Source organism: Pseudomonas sp. (assembly GCF_035512415.1).
GTDB lineage: Bacteria > Pseudomonadota > Gammaproteobacteria > Pseudomonadales > Pseudomonadaceae > Aquipseudomonas.
The window spans coordinates 156,068-174,905 of the sequence record NZ_DATKDZ010000009.1 but is presented as its reverse complement, the minus strand read 5'-3'; the positions used below and the strand labels follow the sequence as shown (position 1 = coordinate 174,905).

Below are 18,838 nucleotides of genomic sequence, written 5' to 3'. Positions count from 1 at the left end.
GCAAAACCCACTGCGGTGCAGTGGGCTTTGGGTTCAGGCGGGAAGCCGCGTTATCAGTTCAGCGGCGCTTCGGTCTTGGTGCCGTCCTGGTGCCATTCGTAGACCACGAAGCTGAAGTCCTTCAGGTCGCCCTTCTCGTCGAAGCTGAGCACCCCGGTAGGAGTGTCGAAGCTGTTGGCGCGCAGGGCTGCGGCTACCTTGGCGGTGTCGGTGTCGCCGGCTTTCTCGATGCCTTCGGCAATCACTTGCACGGCGGCGTAGGCCGGGAACACGAACGGGCCGCTGGAGTCTTCGTTCTTGGCTTTGAATGCTTCAACCAGTGCCTGGTTACGCGGATCCTGGTCGAAGGATTTCGGCAGGGTGACCAGCATGCCTTCGGAAGCCGGGCCAGCGATGGCCGAGATTTCCTTGTTGCCCACGCCTTCCGGCCCCATGAACTTGGCGCTCAGGCCTTTTTCAGCCGACTGACGCAGCAGCAGGCCCAGTTCCGGGTGGTAGCCGCCGTAGTAGACGAAGTCCACATCGGCTTGCTTGAGCTTGGCGATCATCGCGGAGAAGTCCTTGTCGCCGGCGTTGATGCCTTCGAACAGGGCGACCTTGGTGCCTTTGCCTTCCAGGGTCTGCTTGACCGCGGTGGCAATGCCTTCGCCGTACTGCTGCTTGTCGTGGATGACCGCAACGGCCTTGGGCTTGACGTGGTCGGCGATGTAGTTGCCGGCGGTTGGGCCCTGCAGGCTGTCCAGACCGATGGTGCGGAACAGCAGCTCATAGCCACGCGCGGTGATGTCCGGGCTGGTGGAAGCCGCGGTGATCATCAGAATGCCTTCGTCTTCGTAGATGTCGGACGCCGGCTGAGTGGAGCTGGAGCAGAGGTGGCCAACCACGAATTTGATTTCGTCGTTGACGATCTTGTTGGCCACGGCCACGGCTTGCTTCGGATCACAAGCATCGTCGTAGACCACGCCTTCGAGCATCGCGCCGTTCACCCCGCCGGCCTTGTTGATCTGCTCGATGGCCATCTTGGCACCGATGAACTGCATTTCGCCGTATTGCGCGACTGCACCGGTAACCGGACCCGCCAGGCCGATCTTGATGGTGTCTGCCGCTACCGAGTAGCTGGCAACGCCGGCCATGGCCATGGCGGCAAACAGTTTGGAAATCTGCTTAGTAGCCTTGTTCATAGTGCTCCACTCTTATTGATTTTCATTGTTGTAGTTCTGGCGGCCAAAGCTGCAGAACCGGGATTTTTCCCCGGTCATACCCCCGGCAACTGTACCGCTGCAGTGTAGAGCGCGGCTTTGCGCCTTGAAAAGCCGCTAGCTGGGGGCAAAACCCAAGGGTGTCGCGTTATTGCAATAAACGTATAGAAAAACGGCGTGTCTTACGTGCCGTTGCCGGCGTCGCTGGCCGGCTGACGCTATCATGGTGACCGATCTGTAAACGGCCATCCACGACAGGGCAATCCATGAATGAACAACCTAGCACCCTCTATGCCAAGCTGCTTGGAGAAACTGCACCTATTAGCTGGCAGGAACTGCAGCCGTTCTTTGCCCGCGGTGCCCTGCTGCTGGTCGAGGGCTGCCAGGATCTGATCGCAGTGGCCGAGGCCGTGGCGCAGAACGACCAAGGCCGGGTCGCCGCCTGGCTGGAGGCCGGCCAGTTGCGCCGTGTCGACGACGACTGCGCCGCCGATCTGTTGCAGCGTGATCCGCAGCTCTGGGCTGTGGTGGTGGCCCCCTGGGTGCTGGCCCAGGAGCGCACCGCGGCCCCAGCTCTGCACTGATCTGGCGCGCAAACCCCGGTCTAGAGGCCTGCGCTCGTGCAGGCAGATGCCGCCAGAGCGAGTATGCTGAGGTGTTCCCGTTGCATCATAAAACGGCAGTGGCAATAGAGCCGGGCAACTAAAGCGGGCAACTACAGAGAGAAACGATCATGTTCGAACCAGGACACTTGCACCGCGCCAACCAGTTTGTCAGTGCCGACCAGCCCATATTCAACATCGACCTCTACTACGAGGTGCGCCAGGACCCGGTGGAAGGGGCGATGCTGCATATGCGCATGGTCGGCGAAGTGGCGGGCAAGGCTTTCGAGGAGGCGTTCGAACTGCACCGTGACACCGCCTTCAACTTCGCCAGCGTCGCCACCCGCCTGGCGCAGAAACATGGGCTGCCGACCAGCCACAGCATGATCATGCGTGGCCATGACGAGTACGACCTGATGTTCGAACATATCCGCAGCATTCTGGGAGCCCACAGCGGCGACCCGGTTGACTTCGATCATCTGGAAAAAGATGGGTTGTAGGATGGGTAGGCTGTCGCTTCGCTCCGAGCGGACGGTGCCCCGGCAGCCTGTAGGATGGGTGATAACCCATCAATTGGCTGATGGGTTATCACCCATCCTACGCGGCCCGATCTCGGCGGCCCCACCCTTCCTACGCGCTGACCCAGCGCTGGCGCACCCAGCCGCTAAAGGCATCGACCACCAGCACCAGCAGCAACATGGCCAGGATCACCGTGGCCGCCTGGGCTTGCTGGAACAGGCTGAGGCTGACGTAGAGCATCTGCCCCAGGCCGCCGGCACCGACGAAGCCGAGCACGCTGGCCATGCGGATATTGTTTTCCCAGCGGTACAGCGAATAGGCGATCAGCTGCGGCCAGATGCAGGGCAGGGTGCCGTAGCAGAAGGCCGCGATATGACCACCACCGCCCAGACGGATCGCCTCGGCAGGCTCGCTCGGGCTGTTCTCCAGGGCCTCGGCGAATAGCCGGCCGAGCACTCCTGTGGTGTGCAGGGCCAGGGCCAGGGTGCCGGCATTCGGTCCCAGGCCCGCAGCGAGAACCACCAGAGCCGCCCACACCAACTCGGGAATTGCCCGCAGGGCGTTCAGCACGAAGCGCGCCAGGCTCATGGCCAGCCAGCCGCAACGGCCGGCCGCCGGTAGGGCCAGCAACAGGCCGAACAGGGCCGCCAGCAGGGTGCCAAGTGCCGACATGGCCAGGGTTTCCAGCGCGCCATGAGCGATGGCCCGCACGTGGGCGGGCGAGAAATCCGGGCTGAGGAAGCTGCTGGCGTAGCGGCCCATCTGGTTTAGGCTGTCGCCCTGAAATAGCTCGCCGAGATCGATGCCCAGGTAGCGGAAGGAGGCGACTACCGCCGCCAGCAGTACCAGCAGCAGGCCGTAGTTGAGCAGGGTCGAGGTGCGCAAGAGCGGGCTCGCTTTCATAACAGCCGGGTGCGCAGCAGGCGGCTGATCTGGTCGGCCAGCAGCACCAGAGCGAGAAAGGTCAGCAGCATGCTGGCCACTTCGCCGCCGGCGAACATGCGCATCGACAGGTCGATCTGCTGGCCCAGGCCGCCGGCCCCGACAAAGCCCATCACCACCGAAGCGCGGATCGCGCATTCCCAGCGATACACCGTGTAGGACAGCATCTCGGCGGCGGCACCCGGCAGTACGCCATAGGCGAAGGCCGCCAGACGCGGGCTGCCGGCGACCAGCAGAGCACGACTGGGGCGCGGGTCGACCGACTCGAAGATCTCCGCGTAGACCTTGCCCAGCATGCCGCTGTAGGTAATGGCGATGGCCAGCACCCCGGCGGTCGGGCCCAGGCCCACGGCGCGCACGAACAGCAGCGCCCAGACGATCTCCGGGACGCTGCGCAGCACGATCAGCAGGCCGCGCACCGGCCAGCGCAAGGTCTGCGCCCACCACGCCGGGCGACCGCCCTTGTGCACAGCCGAAAGCGACAGCGCGCGGCTGGCCAGCAGCGCGCCGGGAATCGCGATCAACAGCGCCAGGGCCATGCCGGCGGTGGCGATAGCCAGGGTTTCCAGGGTGGCACGGCCGAGCAGCTGGAGGAACTCGCGATCATGGGCCAGCGGCCAGAAGTCAGCGAGAAAACGCCCCATATTGGCCGCGTTTTGCTTTTCCAACAGCACCGCCAGGTTTAGCTCGCTAAGGGTCAAGCCGGGCCACAGCAGCAACAGCGCCAGCAGGGTCAGGGCCAGGCGCGGCAGGGCGGCCGGATCATGCAGTACGGGTTTCAGCATCGCGGAATCTGCAGGCTGGTCTGCACTGTGGCGGGCGAGGCTGGCAGCGGCTGCAGCTGTTCGTTGGCATACAGGGCCTCGAGCTGAGCCGCGCTGATGCTGGCCGGCGGCAGGTCGAAGACGATGCGCCCCTCACGCACGCCGATAATCCGCGGGAAATGCGCCAGGGCCAGTTCTACCGCATGCAGGCTGGCCAGCAGGGTCATGCCGCGCCGGCTGGCTTCCTCGTTGAGCACGCTCAGGGTATGCCCGGTCAGTACCGGGTCCATCGCCGACACCGGTTCGTCGGCGAGGATCAGCTCGGGGGCCTGGTACAGCACCCGGGCGATGCCGACCCGCTGCAGCTGGCCGCCGGACAGCTGATCGCAACGCTCGAACAGTTTGTCCGCCAGGTCCAGGCGCGCCAGCGTGGCCTGGGCACCGGGCATATCCACCGGGTGCAGCAGGCTGAGCAGGCTCTTGCCCAGGGACCATTGGCCAAGCTTGCCGGCCAGCACCGCCGTCACCACCCGCTGCCGGGGCGGCAGGGGCGGTGCCTGGTGGATCAGGCCGATACGCGCGCGCAGCTTCTGGCGCTGGCGCGCGCCGAGCTGCCAGGGGTTCTGGTCGAGTAGGCTGAGCTGGCCGCTGCTGGGCTGCAGGTTGCTGGCCAGCAGGCGCAATAGGCTGGTCTTGCCGGCACCCGAGGGGCCGATAATGGCCACCCGTTCACCGCTGCCAACCTGTAGATCGATACCGCTGAGCGCAACTTGGCCATTGGCGTGGGTCAGACCCACGCCGCTGAGGCTGACACTCACTTCAACAGGCCGGCCGCTTCAGCTGCTTGCTCGATGCCCTGGTAGTTTTCGGCCTTGGTCGGGATAAAGCGACTGGCGGCCTGCAGGTCGAGAATCGCCATGTGTTCCGGGTTGGCTGGGTCGAGCGCGAGGAAGGCGGCCTGGATCTTGTCGCGCACGACGGGGTCGAGGGTGCCGCGCACGGTCCAGTTGTAATCGAAGTACGGCGGGGTGGTGGCGATTACCTTGACCTTGTCGCTGTCGATCTTGCCGGCGGCGACCAGTTTGTCCCACACGCTGGCGTTGAGCACGCCGCCGTCAGCCTTGCCGGCCTGGACCCAGGCGGCGGTGGCGTCATGGGCACCGGAGTAGGCGATGCGGCTGAAGAAGGTTTCCGGGTTGATGCCATCCTGCAGCATAAAGAAGCGCGGCATCAGGCTGCCCGAAGTGGACGACACCGAGCCGAAGGCGAAGGTCTTGCCTTTGAGATCCTGCAGCGAGTTCACGCTTGGGTCGGCGCTGATGATCTTGCTGGTGAATTTTTCGTCTTCGGCGCGCTGCACCAGGGGGATTGCCGGGTGCGCGGTGCCGGCGGTTTTCAGACGGGCCTGGACGAAGGTGAAACCGCCCAGCCAGGCCAGGTCGATACGGTCGGCGGCGATGGCTTCGACCACAGCGGCGTAGTCGGACACCGGAACGAACTCGACCTTCATGTCCAGCTGCTGTTCCAGGTAGGCACCCAGGGGCTTGAATTTGCGCAGCAGTTCGGTGGGGGCTTCATCGGGAATGGCCGAGACGCGCAGGGTGTCGGCGGCTTGCGAAAGGGCGGCGGTAAGGCTCAGGGCAACGCCTGCAGCGACGGCCAGGGTACGTTTCAACATGGGGGTTCTCCGGTTCAATAGCGGGGAAAGCCGGCGGAGTATAAAGGGATTGTGCCGTTTGTGTGGGCTGGCGCGTTGGCCGGCAACGCCAGGCCGCCGAAGTCGCCCCGCGGCGGGTTAAAATGCCCGCCTTCTTTATGCAGGAGTCCGCCCATGTCCACCTCGCTCCCCGCCCTGGCATTTGCCGGTATCGGCCTGATGGGCCTGCCCATGACCCGTCGTCTGCTGGCCGCCGGTTATCCCCTGAGCCTGTGGAATCGCACGCCGGATAAATGCGCCGCTCTCACGGCCCAGGGCGCTGTGTGCGTGGCGAGCCCCGCAGAGCTGTGCACCGATGCCAATATCATCATGCTCTGCCTGGCCAATACCGAGGTGGTGCGCGAGGTGGTGTTCGGCCCCGGCGGCATAGTCGAGGGGGCGCGGCCCGGGCAGTTGTTGGTGGATTTTTCCAGCCTGGAACCGGCCGCTACCCGGGAAATGGCCGCCGAACTGCTGGCGCGTACCGGTATGCACTGGATGGATGCGCCGGTATCCGGCGGCACGCCGGGAGCGGCCAGCGGCAGCCTGGCGATCATGGCCGGCGGGCGCGAGGAGGATATCGAGCGGGCGCGGCCGATCCTGGCGCATCTGGGCCAGCGCCTGACGCGTATGGGCGATGTCGGGGCCGGGCAGGTGACCAAGGTGTGCAACCAGATGATCGTCGCCTGCAATGCCCTGGTGCTCGCCGAGGTGGTAGCCCTGGCAGAGCAGTCGGGGGTCGATGCGAGCCTGCTCGCCGATGCCCTGGCCGGTGGTTTTGCCGACTCCAAGCCGCTGCAGATTCTCGCCCCGCAAATGGCCGCCAGCCAGTTCGAACCGGTCAAGTGGCACGTGCGCACCCTGCTCAAGGACCTGGACACCGCGGTCAAACTGTCCCGCCAGGTAGGCGCAGCCACTCCGCTCAGCGGCCTGGCCGCGCAACTGATGCGCCTGCACGGCAGCCAGGGCCATCTCGAACATGACCCCGCGACTCTGGTGCAGTTGTATCGGCAGCCTGAGGAATAGGTACCGTTGCGCTCTGCGCGTTCGCCTTGCTGTCGTGGGGCGCTGGGAATCGGATAATCGCGTTACACCCCATAGGGATATAGCCATGAGAATCGCCGCCAATCTGTCCATGCTGTTCACCGGGCTGCCCTTGCGTGAGCGGGTGGTGGCGGCCGCCGCCGCCGGTTTCGACGGGGTGGAAATCCAGTTTCCCTACGAGCTGCCGGCGATTGCCCTGAAAGAGGCCCTGGATGCGGCCGGCATGCCGCTGGTGCTGATCAATCTGCCGGCCGGGGATCTGATGAGCGGCGGTGCCGGGCTGGCTGCGGTGCCGGCGCGTCAGGCCGAGTTTGCGGCTGCGCTGCAGGAGGCCTTGAGCTATGCGGCGATGGTTCGGCCAGCCTGGGTCAATGTGCTGCCGGGCCGCCTGGCTGCGGGCGTCGACCCGGAGCAGGCGCTGGCCTGTCTGCAGGCCAATCTGCGCCAGGCGGCGGAGGCCTTTGGGTTATTGGGCATCGGCGTGCTGGTCGAGGCGATCAACCCGCTGGATATACCGGGCTTTCTGATCAATACCCCCGAGCAGCTTGGCGTGCTGCTGGAGGCGGTGGCTCACCCCAATCTGGCGGCGCAGTACGACCTCTACCATATGGCGCGCCAGGGTCTGGACCTGCGGGCGGGTATCGAACTGCTGGCCGGGCGTATCGGCCATGTGCAGTTTGCCGACTGCCCTGGGCGGGGCGCGCCGGGTAGCGGTGAGTTGGACTTTGTTGCGGCGTTGGCGGCTTTGCGTCAGGCGGGGTATCACGGCTGGCTGGGTGCCGAGTACCGACCGGGTGAGGGCGCAGGTTCGGCCAGCCTGGCCTGGCTCGCCGAATGGCGTAGCCAGGCTGGATTGCTGGCGCAGTAGCGCTGCTGCTCGGCAAACAGCGGGCTATGGCGTGGGGCTGGCGCTGACGCTGGTCAGGCATTCGACCCGGTTGCGGCCCAGCTGTTTGGCGCGGTAGAGCATCTGGTCCGCGCAGCCCACCAGCCCGCTCAGGGACTGGCCCCGATGCCATTGTGCGACACCGAAGCTGGCGCTGACACTTATCTGCTCCAGAAGCGGTTCGGCCACCAGCAACTGGCGCAGCTTCTCTGCTATCGCACAGGCGTGGGCAAGGTCGGTGTGCGGCATAAAGATGATGAATTCCTCGCCACCCCAGCGGCACAGGCAGTCGGATTGACGTAACTGGGCCTTGATCCTGTGCGCCACGCCGCTAAGTACCTGGTCGCCCACCTCGTGGCCATGTTGGTCGTTGATCAGTTTGAAATGGTCGATATCAAAAAAGATCAGGCTGAGGTCCAGGGCGTAACGTTCGGCGCGGGCGATTTCCTGTTGGGCCACTTCTTCAAATTTGCGCCGGGTCCATTGCCCGGTCAGGCGGTCGGTATTGGCCAGGGTTTCGAGCTGCTGGTTGCTGCATAGCAGCTTTTCCTCGGCCTCGCGGCGCCGGCCGACTTCCAGGCGCATACGGCTGCTCAGGTGGGCAAAGCGCAGGGCGATGGCGGCCACCACCAGCACGATCAGCAAGGCCCCCGCCAGCACCTGATAGAGCAGGCGGTGATCGGTTTCGACCTTGCGGTTGTAGATAAAACCGTCCAGCTCGATGGGGCCGCTGGCCATGTCCAGGGCCACATAGTGCTCGGCGATGGCCTGCCAGCGCCCTGGGTTCATATGGCCCAGTTGCACCAGCTCGGGCATCACCAGTTTTTTTAATTCCTCGGCCTCGAAGCGCAGATGCTCCAGGCTCTTGTCGGTGGCGTAGCGCCGGTGGATCAGCTGGACGCTCTCTTCGATATTGTCCATTGCGTATTGCCAGCCGCGCAGGCTGGCCTGGATAAAGGCCTCCACCTGTTCCGGGCGCTGTTGCAACAGTTCACGGCGGGTACTGAGCACATCGTTGTAGAAGTTGACCCCGTATTCGCGCGGTTTGATCAGGCGATAGGGCACCTGCTGTTGCCGTAGCCAGAAGGGTTCGTTGGAGAGGTAGCCGTTATAGGCGTCGGTTTTGCCGTCGACCAGGTCCTGCGGATTGAAACTGGTGGGTTGCTCCTGGATCTGATCCAGGCCGATGCCCTCGCGTATCAGCATGATGCGCAGCTCGGCACTTTCCGGTAGCGGCATCACCATCACCCGTTTGCCGGCCAGGTCCTGAGGAGTGTAGATGCCCGAGTCGGCCCGCACTATCCAGACGCTGGGCGAGCTTTGCATGATGGCAGCCAGCGCTACCACGGGCTTGCCGGCCATATGCGCGATGATCAGGCCGCTATTGCTGATGGCGAAGTCGGCGTCCCCCGCGAGCAGGCTGTCCAGGGCCGGAGGGCTGCCCGGCCCGCCCTGGCGAATGTCCACCTCCAGCCCCGCCTGTTGGTAAAAACCTTTCTCCTGAGCCATGTAGTAGCCGGCGAACTGGAACTGATGCAGCCAGCGCAGTTGCAGGCGCATTTGCTCCTCAGCCATAGCCTCGGCCAGGCACAGCAACGGCACCAACAACAGACCGAGGCCTAGGCGTAGTGAAGTGCTGTTGCGTTTACCAGGTGGTGGGTGAGCGGGTAGGGACATGGCAACCTGCCGTTCTATCCAGCCGTGCACAAGCATCGACAGGGGGCCGCGCCAAGGGCTCTGGCAGTCGTAGACCACGCGCATGTCGATTATCGGCATTGCCGCTTATACGTGAAGAATGTGGCGATCTGGCATCAGTATAGTGAGCCTGCGCATAAGGCAAGTGGCTGGCTGCGGATCGGCGGCTCTACTTGGCAGTAGAGCCTTCGACTGCGATAAACCAGGCGCAGTCGAAGGCGGGTGTTAGCGCCTGTTAGCCGGCTAGCGAGCGTGGTGGAGACAGGGGAAGCCTGGCCTGTGTGGCCGGCAAACGGGCCGGCTGTTCTACGGCCTGGTTAAAGGCATGCTGCCACGCGGGATGCTGCTCGGCCTGTTCCCAGAGCCGTGCATGCAGGCGGCTGAGTGCCACAGGGTCGCTCAACAAGGCTAGTTTGCTCGGACCGTCGAGCTTTTCCGGCGCGTTGTTCAGTGCATGTTGCAATAGGCGCTGGCGGGCCGTTTCGAGGCGTGGCGAGGTGCCATGGCGGGCGGTTGCCATGGCGCATGCCAGTGCGTTGGGGAACGGCTGCAGCGCGGCGGCGATAAAGCCCTGATGCAGGGCATGCTCGCGGTTGTGCTTGGCGTAGGCGTAGGTGGAAACCAGTTCCTGGGGCGGATTCGATTCTTCGGGGATCAGGAACAACTGGTTGCGTCGAGCACTCAGGCCCAGGCTCAGGCGGCTGGAGATCACCGACACCGGGATCGACACCATCAGCGACACCACGATCGGTGCCAGCCACCAGAGAAACACCGGGTCGAGCCAGGCGACCCCGGCAGTCCAGAGAACCCCCAACAGGGTTTGCCAGCCGTGCCGCCGCACGCCGTCGCTCCAGGTGGTGATGCCATCGTCACGCTGTGGCGAGTTCCACTGTACCGACCAGCCGAGAAAGGCCGCGGTGACGAAGCGGGTGTGGAACAGCATCCTGACCGGGGCCAGCAGCACCGAGAAAAGCATTTCCAGAAGCATGCTGAGGCTGACCTTGAACGCGCCGCCATAGGCATGGGCACCCTTGATCCAGATCAGCAGGACGCTGAGCAGTTTGGGCAGGAACAGCAAGGTCAGGGTGGTGGAGAACAGCGCAATGGCTTTCTCCGGATTCCAGTGCGGCCAGACCGGGAACAACTGTCCCGGCACCAGAAAGTACTGCGGCTCCAGCAGGGTATGGGTCGCCAGCAGCGCGGTGGAGAGCAGCAGGAAGAGGAACCACAGCGGTGCCGACAGGTAGGACATCACCCCGGTAAGGAACACCGCGCGGTGCACCGGATGCATGCCCTTGACCAGGAACAGGCGGAAGTTCATCAGGTTGCCATGGCACCAGCGGCGATCGCGTTCCAGTTCGTCGATCAGGTTGGGCGGCAGTTCTTCATAGCTGCCGGGCACGTCGTAGGCGATCCATACGCCCCAGCCGGCGCGGCGCATCAGTGACGCTTCGACGAAGTCATGGGACATGATCGCGCCAGCGAATGAGCCCTTGCCCGGCAGTGGTGCCAGGGCGCAGTGGTCGATAAAGGGTTGTACGCGGATGATCGCGTTGTGCCCCCAATAGTGCGATTCGCCGAGTTGCCAGTAGTGCAGGCCTGCGGTGAACAGTGGCCCGTAGGCGCGGGTGGCGAATTGTTGCAGGCGTGCATAGAGGGTGCTCATGCCGGCGGACTTCGGTGCGGTCTGGATAATCCCGGCCTGGGGATTGTTTTCCATCAGACGCACCAAGCAGGTCAGGCTTTCGCCGCTCATCACGCTGTCGGCATCGAGCACCACCATATAGCGGTAGTTGCTGCCCCAACGCCGGCAAAAGTCGTCGATATTGCCGCTTTTGCGTTTGACCCGACGGCGCCTGCGCCGGTAGAAGATTTTCCCGAAGCCCTTGCAGGCCTGACACAGCTCCAGCCAGGCGCTTTGTTCGGCGACGATGATGTCGGCGTCGCCGCTGTCGCTGAGCACGAAGAAATCGAAGCGATCGAGATCGCCGGTGGCGGCTACCGACTCGTAGGTTGCGCGCAACCCGGCGAAAACCCGCGGCACGTCCTCGTTGCAGATCGGCATGATGATCGCGGTTCGCGCCTCGGCGGGAATCGGCTGATTGCCCGCATGAGCGCCGGAAATCCCGTACTTGTCATAGCCGCGCAGCAGCTCCCAGAAGCCCATCAAGGCTGTCCAGAAACCCGCGGAGACCCAGCAGAACAGGATGGAGAACAGCACCAGGATGCTGAATTGCACCACATAAGGCAGCACCTGGATAAGACTCTGTTGCAGGCCTTGTTGCATGATTTCCTGCAGGTCGATCAGCATCCAGCCCTGGTAGGGCAGGATGCTGTTCATGTACCAGGTCGCCACTACCGTTTGCCCGAGCATCAGCAGCAGTAAAACCAGCCGGCGGCGTGAGCCAACCTGGCGCCAGAGCGCGGGTTCCAGTTGTTGGCGCGGCGGTGGCGGCGGGCTCTTCCTGCCGAGTAGTTTGCGCCAGCCGCGGGTGAGGATATTGGTGCGCCAGGCCTCGGGCGTCACATGGCTGCGGTTCAGCGGTGGGGTCGCCTCGATGCGCGGCCGGCCAGCGGCGTCTGCACCGAGGACGCCGGCGTCGCTCAGGCTGGCTCCGGTGCCCAGTTGCAGGCGGCGTGTGGCCGACTGGATGACGGCTTCGTCTGCGCTCTGCGCCGGCTGGCCGGACAGCTGCTGGTGCAGCTCGGCGAAGCTCGCGGCCTGGGCCAGCGTTTCTCGCTCAGCCTCAGGCAGCGGCAGCTCTGCCAGGTAGGCGTCCAGGTCAGCTTGATGCGTCTGCGCGTTCATCAATTGCTAGCCGTGTGGGCGGGTAATTGATAACTCCAGGTTTCACTCAGCGGTAGGTCGTCTTTGACCAGTGCCGCGCGCATTTCCACCGGCTGCGCGGGGTCTTTGACCTTGACCCGCAAGGTCAGGCGCCAGCCTTTGCTAGCGGGGTTATAGCGCAGGCTGTTTTGCAACAGCTTGGCATTGTCGCCGACGCTGACTTGCGAGCTCGGTGCGGCGTCTTGCGCCAGTTTGGCCAGTGCGGGGCCTTCGAAATCGATCAGCAGGGCGATGCTGTCGTCCAGTTCGCGGATCAGGTTGGCTTGCTTGTCTTCACCCACCGCACGCAGTGTCTGGGCGACCCAGGCGTTGTCCGGTTGATGCAGCGCCTGCTCGTCGCGGGTCCAGTGCATGCGGTAGGCGAACTCCAGGGGCTGGCCTTGTTCCGGCAACTTATCCGGCGTCCAGAATGCCGCTATGTTGTCGTTGGTCTCGTCCTGGGTAGGGATTTCCACCAGCTTGATGCGGCCTTTGCCCCAGTCCCCCTTGGGTTCGATCCAGGCGCTGGGGCGTAGATCGTAACGGTCGTCGAGGTCTTCGTAGCGGGAGAACTCTCGGCCGCGCTGGAGCAAACCGAAGCCTTTCGGGTTTTCCACCTGCCAGCTGCTGACGGCCAGGTGTTTCGGGTTGTTCAGCGGTCGCCAGAGCCACTCGCCATTGCCGGCATGGATCGCCAGGCCGTTGGAGTCATGCAGGGCCGGGCGGAAGCTTTGCTGCCGGGGCGGCTGTTTCGGGTCGAACAGGAACATGCTGGTCAGCGGTGCCAGGCCCAGTTCATCCACTGCGGTGCGCAGGTACACGCTGGCTTGCACGTCCACCACCGCATCCTTGCCGGGGCGCAGGGTGAAACGGTAGGCGCCGGTAGCGCGTGGAGAGTCGAGCAGGGCGAAAATCACCAGGTGCTTGTCCTGCGGTTTCGGCCGTTCGATCCAGAACTCGCGGAAATAGGGAAACTCCTCGCCACTGGGCAATGCGGTGTCGATGGCCAGGCCGCGCGCCGATAAACCGTACACCTGACCTTTGCCGATCACCCGGAAGTAGCTGGCACCGAGCATGCTCATGATCTCGTCCTGCTTGTCCTTCTTGTTGATCGGATAGATCACCCGAAAACCGGCATAGCCAATATGCTGGGTCGATTGTTGATCGAGTTTCAGGTCGCCGAAATCAAAGCGTTCGGGGTCGTACTTGATTTCCGTGACGGTGGTGGCGGTGACCTCGTTGATCTTTACCGGCGTATTGAAGTGCATGCCTTGGTGATAAAAGCCCAGCTTGAAGGGCGTATCACGCTCGCTCCACTCGAATTTTTCAGGGCGCGGCTGGATTTTCTGATAATCGGCGAAGGCCATCTCGCGAAACTCGGCGGGCAGATTGCTGGCCGGGGCGCTGTAGTTTTTTTCGCCGAGCGCTTTGGCCTTGGCGGCCACGTCATCCAGCGAGAATGCCTGTACTTGAGCGGTGCAGAGCAACAAGGCAATAGAGGCCAAATGGAATAGGGGGGGAAGGATGCCGTGATGGGAGGAAGATTTGACGATTTTCAATGACACGGATTCACCAGACGAAGCAAGAAAGTAGAGCGCACTCAGTTGAACCGGGTGCTGAATTTCCGACCATTTTATCCGTAAATGATTCCTCTTTGCTGAAGGATCTTTACTGGTCAGATACCGGCAGGCGTTTGAGTAGCAATCGGCGTGCCGGGACTACAGCTTGTTCTTGCGACCAGACGCACAAGGCAATCGTCAGCAGCAGAAACAGTGGGTAGAACCACAGGGACAGTGGTTGCTCAGCGGCTTGCCGAGCACAGCTGGTCCAGAGCTCGAAACAGGCTGGCGAGGCCACGCCGAGAAGCTTTTCCGAACGGGAAAATAGGATGAAAGCCGGCACATGCAGAACAAACAGCGGCAGCGATGCCGCGCCCAGCCGCTGTGACCAGTGGATCAGGCGCGCGTTGCCGGGTGTGGCGATCAGGGCACAGAGGTAGACCAGAGCCAGTTGCGCGGGCAGCAGCAAGCCGTTGTGCAGCAGGAAGTACCAGAACCGTTCGCCCTTGAGCAGCCAGACCGCTGCGCCAAAGCACAGCAGGCAGAAGCCGCCGAGCAACACCTTGGTGCCCAGTTGGGGTTCATATCCGCTGTCGCGCAGTTGGCGGAACAAGCCGTACAACAGAATGCCGGCGAGAAACTCCGGCAGGCGCAGCAGGGGCATGCGGTGCAGCATGCCGGTGTAAGGCATACCGTATTCCTGATTTTGGATTACCCAGAGCGGTGGCAGCAGGTAGATCAGGGTAACGGCGACCAGCCACCAGCCCTTGTGGCGTGCGCGCATCAGGCGTGGTGCCAGCAGGGGAAAGGTCAGGTAGAAGAAAAACAGCGTGGAAATCGACCACAGCGGCGCATTGAACGTCAGGTAGTAAGGGTTCCAGGCTTGCAGCATCAGCAGTTGCAAGGCGGAGTTGAGCAGCAGTTCGCCATTGCTCATAAAATGTTCAAGGGTCTCCCGGGATGCGCCTCCCAGGTCTGCGTTGGTGTCATAAATCACGAAGCGGATACTGGCCTTGCTGTCATCGGGCGGGATGCCGAGGGTGCCGATGATAAACAGCACGCTGATCGTCAGCAGCAGCGAAAACAGGTGCAGCGGATAGAGGTTGGCGAAACGCCTGCTCAGGAAGCTGCGGGCGGGTTCGCGCAATTGCCCCTGGCGGCAGTACACATGGGCCAGCAGAAAGCCGGACAGCACGAAGAAACTGCTGGTGGCAAAGAACCCGACCCCGGTCAGGTCCACCAGCCAGGAAGGTTTTTGCTCGCTCGGGTAGTTATGCAGGGTATGGAACACCACCACATAGACGCCGAGCAGAAAACGTAACCATTCCAGGCCGATAAAATGCTCCTTGCCGATGCGCGTCACTCTGCTCTCCTGTAATTGAACTGTCCCCATCCCTTTAGGCTGCCCTCCCCTGAATAAAGCACAAGGGGAGCGCGCCCAGGCATGTGAGGCCCAGCGTGGAAAATGTTCGACAGTGTTGATTGGTTTTTGATCGGTGGGCTGATTGTGCCGAGGACTTCGCTTTGTACGATTCACTGACATCAACACTACAAATAGTCACAGACAGCGCGGATCGCAGGCTCTAGATTCGCTTACGTAGGCTCTGGCAGCCACTGCCAAGCACGCTCGTACCACCCGTGGTGTCTCGCGGTCATAACAATAAAACAGAGAGTGATCCATGCAGCAGTCCCAGCAAGCGGCGAATGCCTGGCGTATTTTGTTTCTGCTATTTCTCGCCAACCTATTCAACTTTTTCGATCGTACCATTCCGGCCATCATTATCGAGCCGATTCGCATGGAGTGGGGCCTCAGCGACTTTCAGCTGGGGCTGATCGGCACCGCCTTCACCATCGTCTATGCGATTGCCGGGGTGCCCCTGGGGCGCATGGCCGATACCGGGGCGCGGCGCAAGATCATGGGCTGGGGGTTGGCGGTATGGAGCGGGCTGACGGCGGTGAATGGCCTGGCCTGGAACTTCTGGAGTTTTCTGCTGATTCGCATGGGTGTCGGCATTGGCGAGGCCAGTTATGCACCGGCGGCCAACTCGCTGATTGGCGACCTGTTTCCGGCCCACAAGCGGGCGCGGGCCATGGGCATCTTTATGCTCGGGCTGCCGCTGGGGCTGCTGCTGGCCTTCTTTACCATCGGAGCCATGGTCACGGCCTTCGACAGCTGGCGCGCGCCGTTCTTTATTGCCGCCGTGCCGGGGGTGATCCTGGCGCTGTTTATGTTCTTTATCAAAGAACCCCGGCGCGGCGCGGCGGAGCAGGTGCAGTCGCTGACCACCCCGGTGGACAAGCCGCTGCGCAAAGTCCTGACGATTCGCACCTTCTGGTGGCTGGTGCTGGCCGGGCTGGCGTTCAACTTCGCTACCTACGCCTGCAACTCGTTTATGGTGCCGATGCTGCAGCGCTACTTCCTGTTGCCGCTGGAGCAGGCGGCGATGGCTACCGGGGTTATCGTCGGCTTGACCGGGTTGCTCGGGCTGACCCTGGGCGGCTGGCTGGCGGACAAGATTCATCAGCGCTGGCAGACCGGGCGGCTGCTGTTTGCCGCCCTGAGCATGCTGGTTGCGGCGCTGGCCACCGGCTATGCCTTGTACGCCGGGCGCATTGAAGTCGCCCTGTTTGTCACCCTGTTCAGTATCGGCTGGTTGTTTTCCTACAACTTCTATACCTGCGTCTATACGGCGATCCAGGATGTAATCGAGCCGCGCCTGCGCGCCACTGCCATGGCCCTGTTCTTCGCCGGCCTGTACCTGCTCGGCGGTGGTCTGGGGCCGGTGGCGGTGGGGCTGCTGTCGGACCACTATGCCCAGGCGGCGATGCTCGCGGCCGGGGCCACGGAAATGAACGAAACCTTCAAGGCGGTGGGCTTGCACGGGGCCATGTACCTGATACCCGTGGCGCTGCTGCTGACCATGCTGGCGCTGCTGCAGGCCTCGCGCTGCTTTGTGCGCGATGCGGCACGGATGCAGCAAGGTATGCAGCTGCTGCAGCCCACCAGCTAAGCCGTTTTGTCGAGCTGTCCGGCGTGCGCTGGGCGTTGGTGTGGGCTCCGGCGCGTCCGGAGCAGAACCCTAATCCTGTGCAATACTCAGTCGCACTGCTGTCACGCAACTGCGACTGAGGACAACCATCATGGGCACTTCCCGCCTTGTGCTGGGCCACAGCAATGCGCTTGGCGATCACCCCCTGTGTAACGTCCTGGCTCAGTGCCCGCTGACCTTGCAGCTGATTGATGGGCTTGATCCATTGCCGGATGAACTGGCGCTGGTGCTGCTCGATGAGCGGCTGCTGGCGCTCAGGCCGTTGGCCGATTGGTTGGGCTGCGGTGCGATTCTGCTGGGTTGCATGGATCAGCCAGGCGTATTGCCGCTGCCACCGCACGCCAGTCTCGAGGAGTTGTCGGCGTTGCTGCGCTTTGCCGGCGAGCAATACAGCCTGCGCGATCAGACGGGTCGATTGGCCGCCGCGCTGGCGGGTAAGCATGATGACCTGAGTAAGCTGGTGGACGTGGGTCTGGCGCTGTCGGCCGAGCGTGACTTAGATCGCTTGCTGGAAAAAATCCTGATCGAGGGGCGGCGGTTGTCCAACAGCGACGCCGCCTCGCTTTTTCTTGTCAGTCGCCGCCCGGATGCACCGGCACAGCTGATCTTCAAGCTGACGCAAAATGGCACGCTCAGCCAGAACAGCTTCCAGGACCAGCGCATGCCGCTGAGCAAGGCCTCTATTGCCGGTTATGTGGCGCTGACTAGCTCTGAGCTGAATATTGAGGACGTGTACGCGATTGCCGCCGATGCACCGTATCGCTTCAATCGCTCCTTCGACTTGCAGATGGGCTATCGCACCATGTCGATCCTGGCGATCCCCATGCGCAACCATCGCCATGAAGTGGTCGGCGTGCTGGAGTTTATCAACCGCCAGCGCAAGGACAGCGAGCAGCTTGAGCCTGAGCTGATTGCCTTCGACGAAGAAACCGCCGTGTCATTGCGTGCATTGGCCAGTCAGGCGGCGGTGGCGATCGAAAATCGCCAGTTGCTGGATGACATCAGCCGGTTGTTCGACGGTTTTGTCCAGGCATCGGTGTTTGCCATCGAACAGCGCGACCCAACCACCAGTGGCCACTCCTTTCGGGTTGCCGAACTGTGTCTGACCTTGGCCAACCAGTTGCCTTACGCCCCGGACGCCCGCTTGCGCGAACAGGCGCTGAGCGTCGATGGCTTGCGCGAGCTGCGGTACGCCGCCTTGCTGCATGACTTCGGCAAGGTCGGGGTGCGCGAGCATGTGTTGGTAAAAGCCAAGAAACTGGCCGCCCCGGTGCTGGAAAATCTGCGCTATCGCGTCGCCCTGGCCCAGGAAAATCTGCGTAACCAGACTCTGCGCAAGATGTTGCATGCCTACCGTCACCAGGGTGGCCTGAGTGATGAACGGCGTCTGCAGCTGGAGGCTGAGCTGGCTTATGAGTGCGAGCGGCTGGAGCGCTACCTGAACAGCATCATTCAGGCCAACGAGCCAAGCATGCTCAGTGAGGGGGACTTCCAGCATCTGCAGGAAGTGCAGGGCGAGTTGGTCAAGGCCCCTGGAAATTGCCTGATCAGCCTGCTCAGTGAGGGCGAATTCAGCGCTCTGACAGTGCGCAAAGGCAGCCTGACCACGGCTGAGCGCGAAGAGATCGAGCGCCATGTGGTGCATACCCAGCAGTTCCTCAGCCTGATTCCCTGGACTCCGGACTTGCAGGGTGTGCCGCATATCGCCGGGGCGCACCACGAAAAACTCGATGGCAGCGGTTACCCAAAAGGCCTGATCGGCGATGCGATTCCCTGCGCTTCGCGGATCATGACCATTTGCGATATCTACGATGCCCTGACCGCAGCGGACCGACCCTATAAGCCGGCAATGCCGCTGGAGCGGGCGCTGGATATTCTCAAGAGTGAGGCGCAGAGCGGTTTGCTCGATGCCGAACTGGTGCAGCTGTTTATTGCCAGCCGTTGCTTCCAGGTGACGGGCGTGCCGGGCTCGCACACCACCTCACCGTTTAGCCATCACGTGTGTGATTACGAGCCTTCATGCACCCGTGAACATCCCCACTCACATTAAAAGTG

15 protein-coding genes are annotated in these 18,838 nt (G+C 62.8%); 6 read left to right on the top strand and 9 right to left on the bottom strand.

The window, feature by feature from the left end; genetic code table 11:
- Window positions 1-53: 53 nt before the first annotated feature.
- Window positions 54-1,181: a branched-chain amino acid ABC transporter substrate-binding protein gene (locus VMP31_RS04315; protein WP_325504433.1), complete on the bottom strand. Its 1,128-nt coding sequence runs from the start codon at window positions 1,179-1,181 to the stop codon at window positions 54-56.
- A gap of 284 nt (window positions 1,182-1,465) precedes the next feature.
- On the opposite strand from VMP31_RS04315, the gene VMP31_RS04310 reads away from it, so the two are divergent.
- Window positions 1,466-1,783, top strand: a complete 318-nt coding sequence (locus VMP31_RS04310; RefSeq protein ID WP_325504432.1) for a DUF2288 domain-containing protein — start codon at window positions 1,466-1,468, stop codon at window positions 1,781-1,783.
- Between the two features lie 149 nt (window positions 1,784-1,932).
- On the top strand, window positions 1,933-2,301 hold the full coding sequence (locus VMP31_RS04305) for a DUF5064 family protein (RefSeq protein ID WP_325504430.1): 369 nt from the start codon (window positions 1,933-1,935) through the stop codon (window positions 2,299-2,301).
- A 130-nt stretch (window positions 2,302-2,431) separates the two neighbouring features.
- Here the strand turns inward: VMP31_RS04305 and phnE are convergent, their stop codons facing one another.
- Genes phnE through VMP31_RS04285 form a run of 4 tightly spaced genes read right to left on the bottom strand, consistent with a single transcriptional unit; the run spans window position 2,432 to window position 5,704 of the window.
- Window positions 2,432-3,223, bottom strand: coding sequence for a phosphonate ABC transporter, permease protein PhnE (phnE, locus tag VMP31_RS04300; protein ID WP_325504428.1), 792 nt, complete (start codon window positions 3,221-3,223; stop codon window positions 2,432-2,434).
- Window positions 3,220-4,047 (bottom strand): ABC transporter permease, encoded by an 828-nt coding sequence (locus VMP31_RS04295; protein ID WP_325504426.1) that lies wholly within the window; start codon window positions 4,045-4,047, stop codon window positions 3,220-3,222. The genes phnE and VMP31_RS04295 overlap by 4 nt, the downstream gene beginning before the upstream one ends.
- A complete protein-coding gene (locus tag VMP31_RS04290) occupies window positions 4,041-4,844 on the bottom strand; it encodes a phosphonate ABC transporter ATP-binding protein (RefSeq protein WP_325504424.1) in 804 nt (267 codons plus the stop codon). Before VMP31_RS04290 ends, VMP31_RS04295 begins: the two co-directional genes overlap by 7 nt.
- Entirely contained in the window at window positions 4,841-5,704 is an 864-nt protein-coding gene (locus tag VMP31_RS04285) for a putative selenate ABC transporter substrate-binding protein (RefSeq protein ID WP_325504422.1), read from the bottom strand. The genes VMP31_RS04290 and VMP31_RS04285 overlap by 4 nt, the downstream gene beginning before the upstream one ends.
- Window positions 5,705-5,857: 153 nt before the next feature.
- On the opposite strand from VMP31_RS04285, the gene VMP31_RS04280 reads away from it, so the two are divergent.
- Both VMP31_RS04280 and VMP31_RS04275 read left to right on the top strand, forming a co-directional pair.
- Window positions 5,858-6,748 carry an NAD(P)-dependent oxidoreductase gene (locus VMP31_RS04280; protein WP_325504420.1) on the top strand — a complete coding sequence of 297 codons (891 nt, stop codon included), beginning with the start codon at window positions 5,858-5,860 and terminating at the stop codon, window positions 6,746-6,748.
- A gap of 85 nt (window positions 6,749-6,833) precedes the next feature.
- On the top strand, window positions 6,834-7,634 hold the full coding sequence (locus VMP31_RS04275; RefSeq protein WP_325504418.1) for a hydroxypyruvate isomerase family protein: 801 nt from the start codon (window positions 6,834-6,836) through the stop codon (window positions 7,632-7,634).
- A gap of 24 nt (window positions 7,635-7,658) precedes the next feature.
- Here VMP31_RS04275 and VMP31_RS04270 read toward each other — a convergent pair whose 3' ends face one another.
- The 4 genes from VMP31_RS04270 to VMP31_RS04255 all read right to left on the bottom strand — a co-directional run bounded on the left by VMP31_RS04270 (window position 7,659) and on the right by VMP31_RS04255 (window position 15,096).
- The gene (locus tag VMP31_RS04270; RefSeq protein ID WP_325504416.1) at window positions 7,659-9,329 is read right to left on the bottom strand and encodes a GGDEF domain-containing protein; all 1,671 of its coding nucleotides are present in this window, start codon (window positions 9,327-9,329) and stop codon (window positions 7,659-7,661) included.
- Window positions 9,330-9,582: 253 nt separating this feature from the next.
- Window positions 9,583-12,159, bottom strand: coding sequence for a glucans biosynthesis glucosyltransferase MdoH (gene mdoH, locus VMP31_RS04265; protein ID WP_414705428.1), 2,577 nt, complete (start codon window positions 12,157-12,159; stop codon window positions 9,583-9,585).
- A complete protein-coding gene (locus VMP31_RS04260) occupies window positions 12,156-13,700 on the bottom strand; it encodes a glucan biosynthesis protein G (protein WP_414705432.1) in 1,545 nt (514 codons plus the stop codon). The genes mdoH and VMP31_RS04260 overlap by 4 nt, the downstream gene beginning before the upstream one ends.
- Window positions 13,701-13,842: 142 nt before the next feature.
- The gene (locus VMP31_RS04255) at window positions 13,843-15,096 is read right to left on the bottom strand and encodes an acyltransferase (protein ID WP_325504412.1); all 1,254 of its coding nucleotides are present in this window, start codon (window positions 15,094-15,096) and stop codon (window positions 13,843-13,845) included.
- A gap of 316 nt (window positions 15,097-15,412) precedes the next feature.
- Between VMP31_RS04255 and VMP31_RS04250 the strand changes: the two genes are divergently transcribed.
- On the top strand, window positions 15,413-16,744 hold the full coding sequence (locus VMP31_RS04250) for an MFS transporter (protein WP_325504410.1): 1,332 nt from the start codon (window positions 15,413-15,415) through the stop codon (window positions 16,742-16,744).
- Window positions 16,745-16,874: 130 nt separating this feature from the next.
- Window positions 16,875-18,833, top strand: a complete 1,959-nt coding sequence (locus tag VMP31_RS04245) for an HD domain-containing phosphohydrolase (RefSeq protein WP_325504408.1) — start codon at window positions 16,875-16,877, stop codon at window positions 18,831-18,833.
- Window positions 18,834-18,838 lie beyond the last annotated feature (5 nt).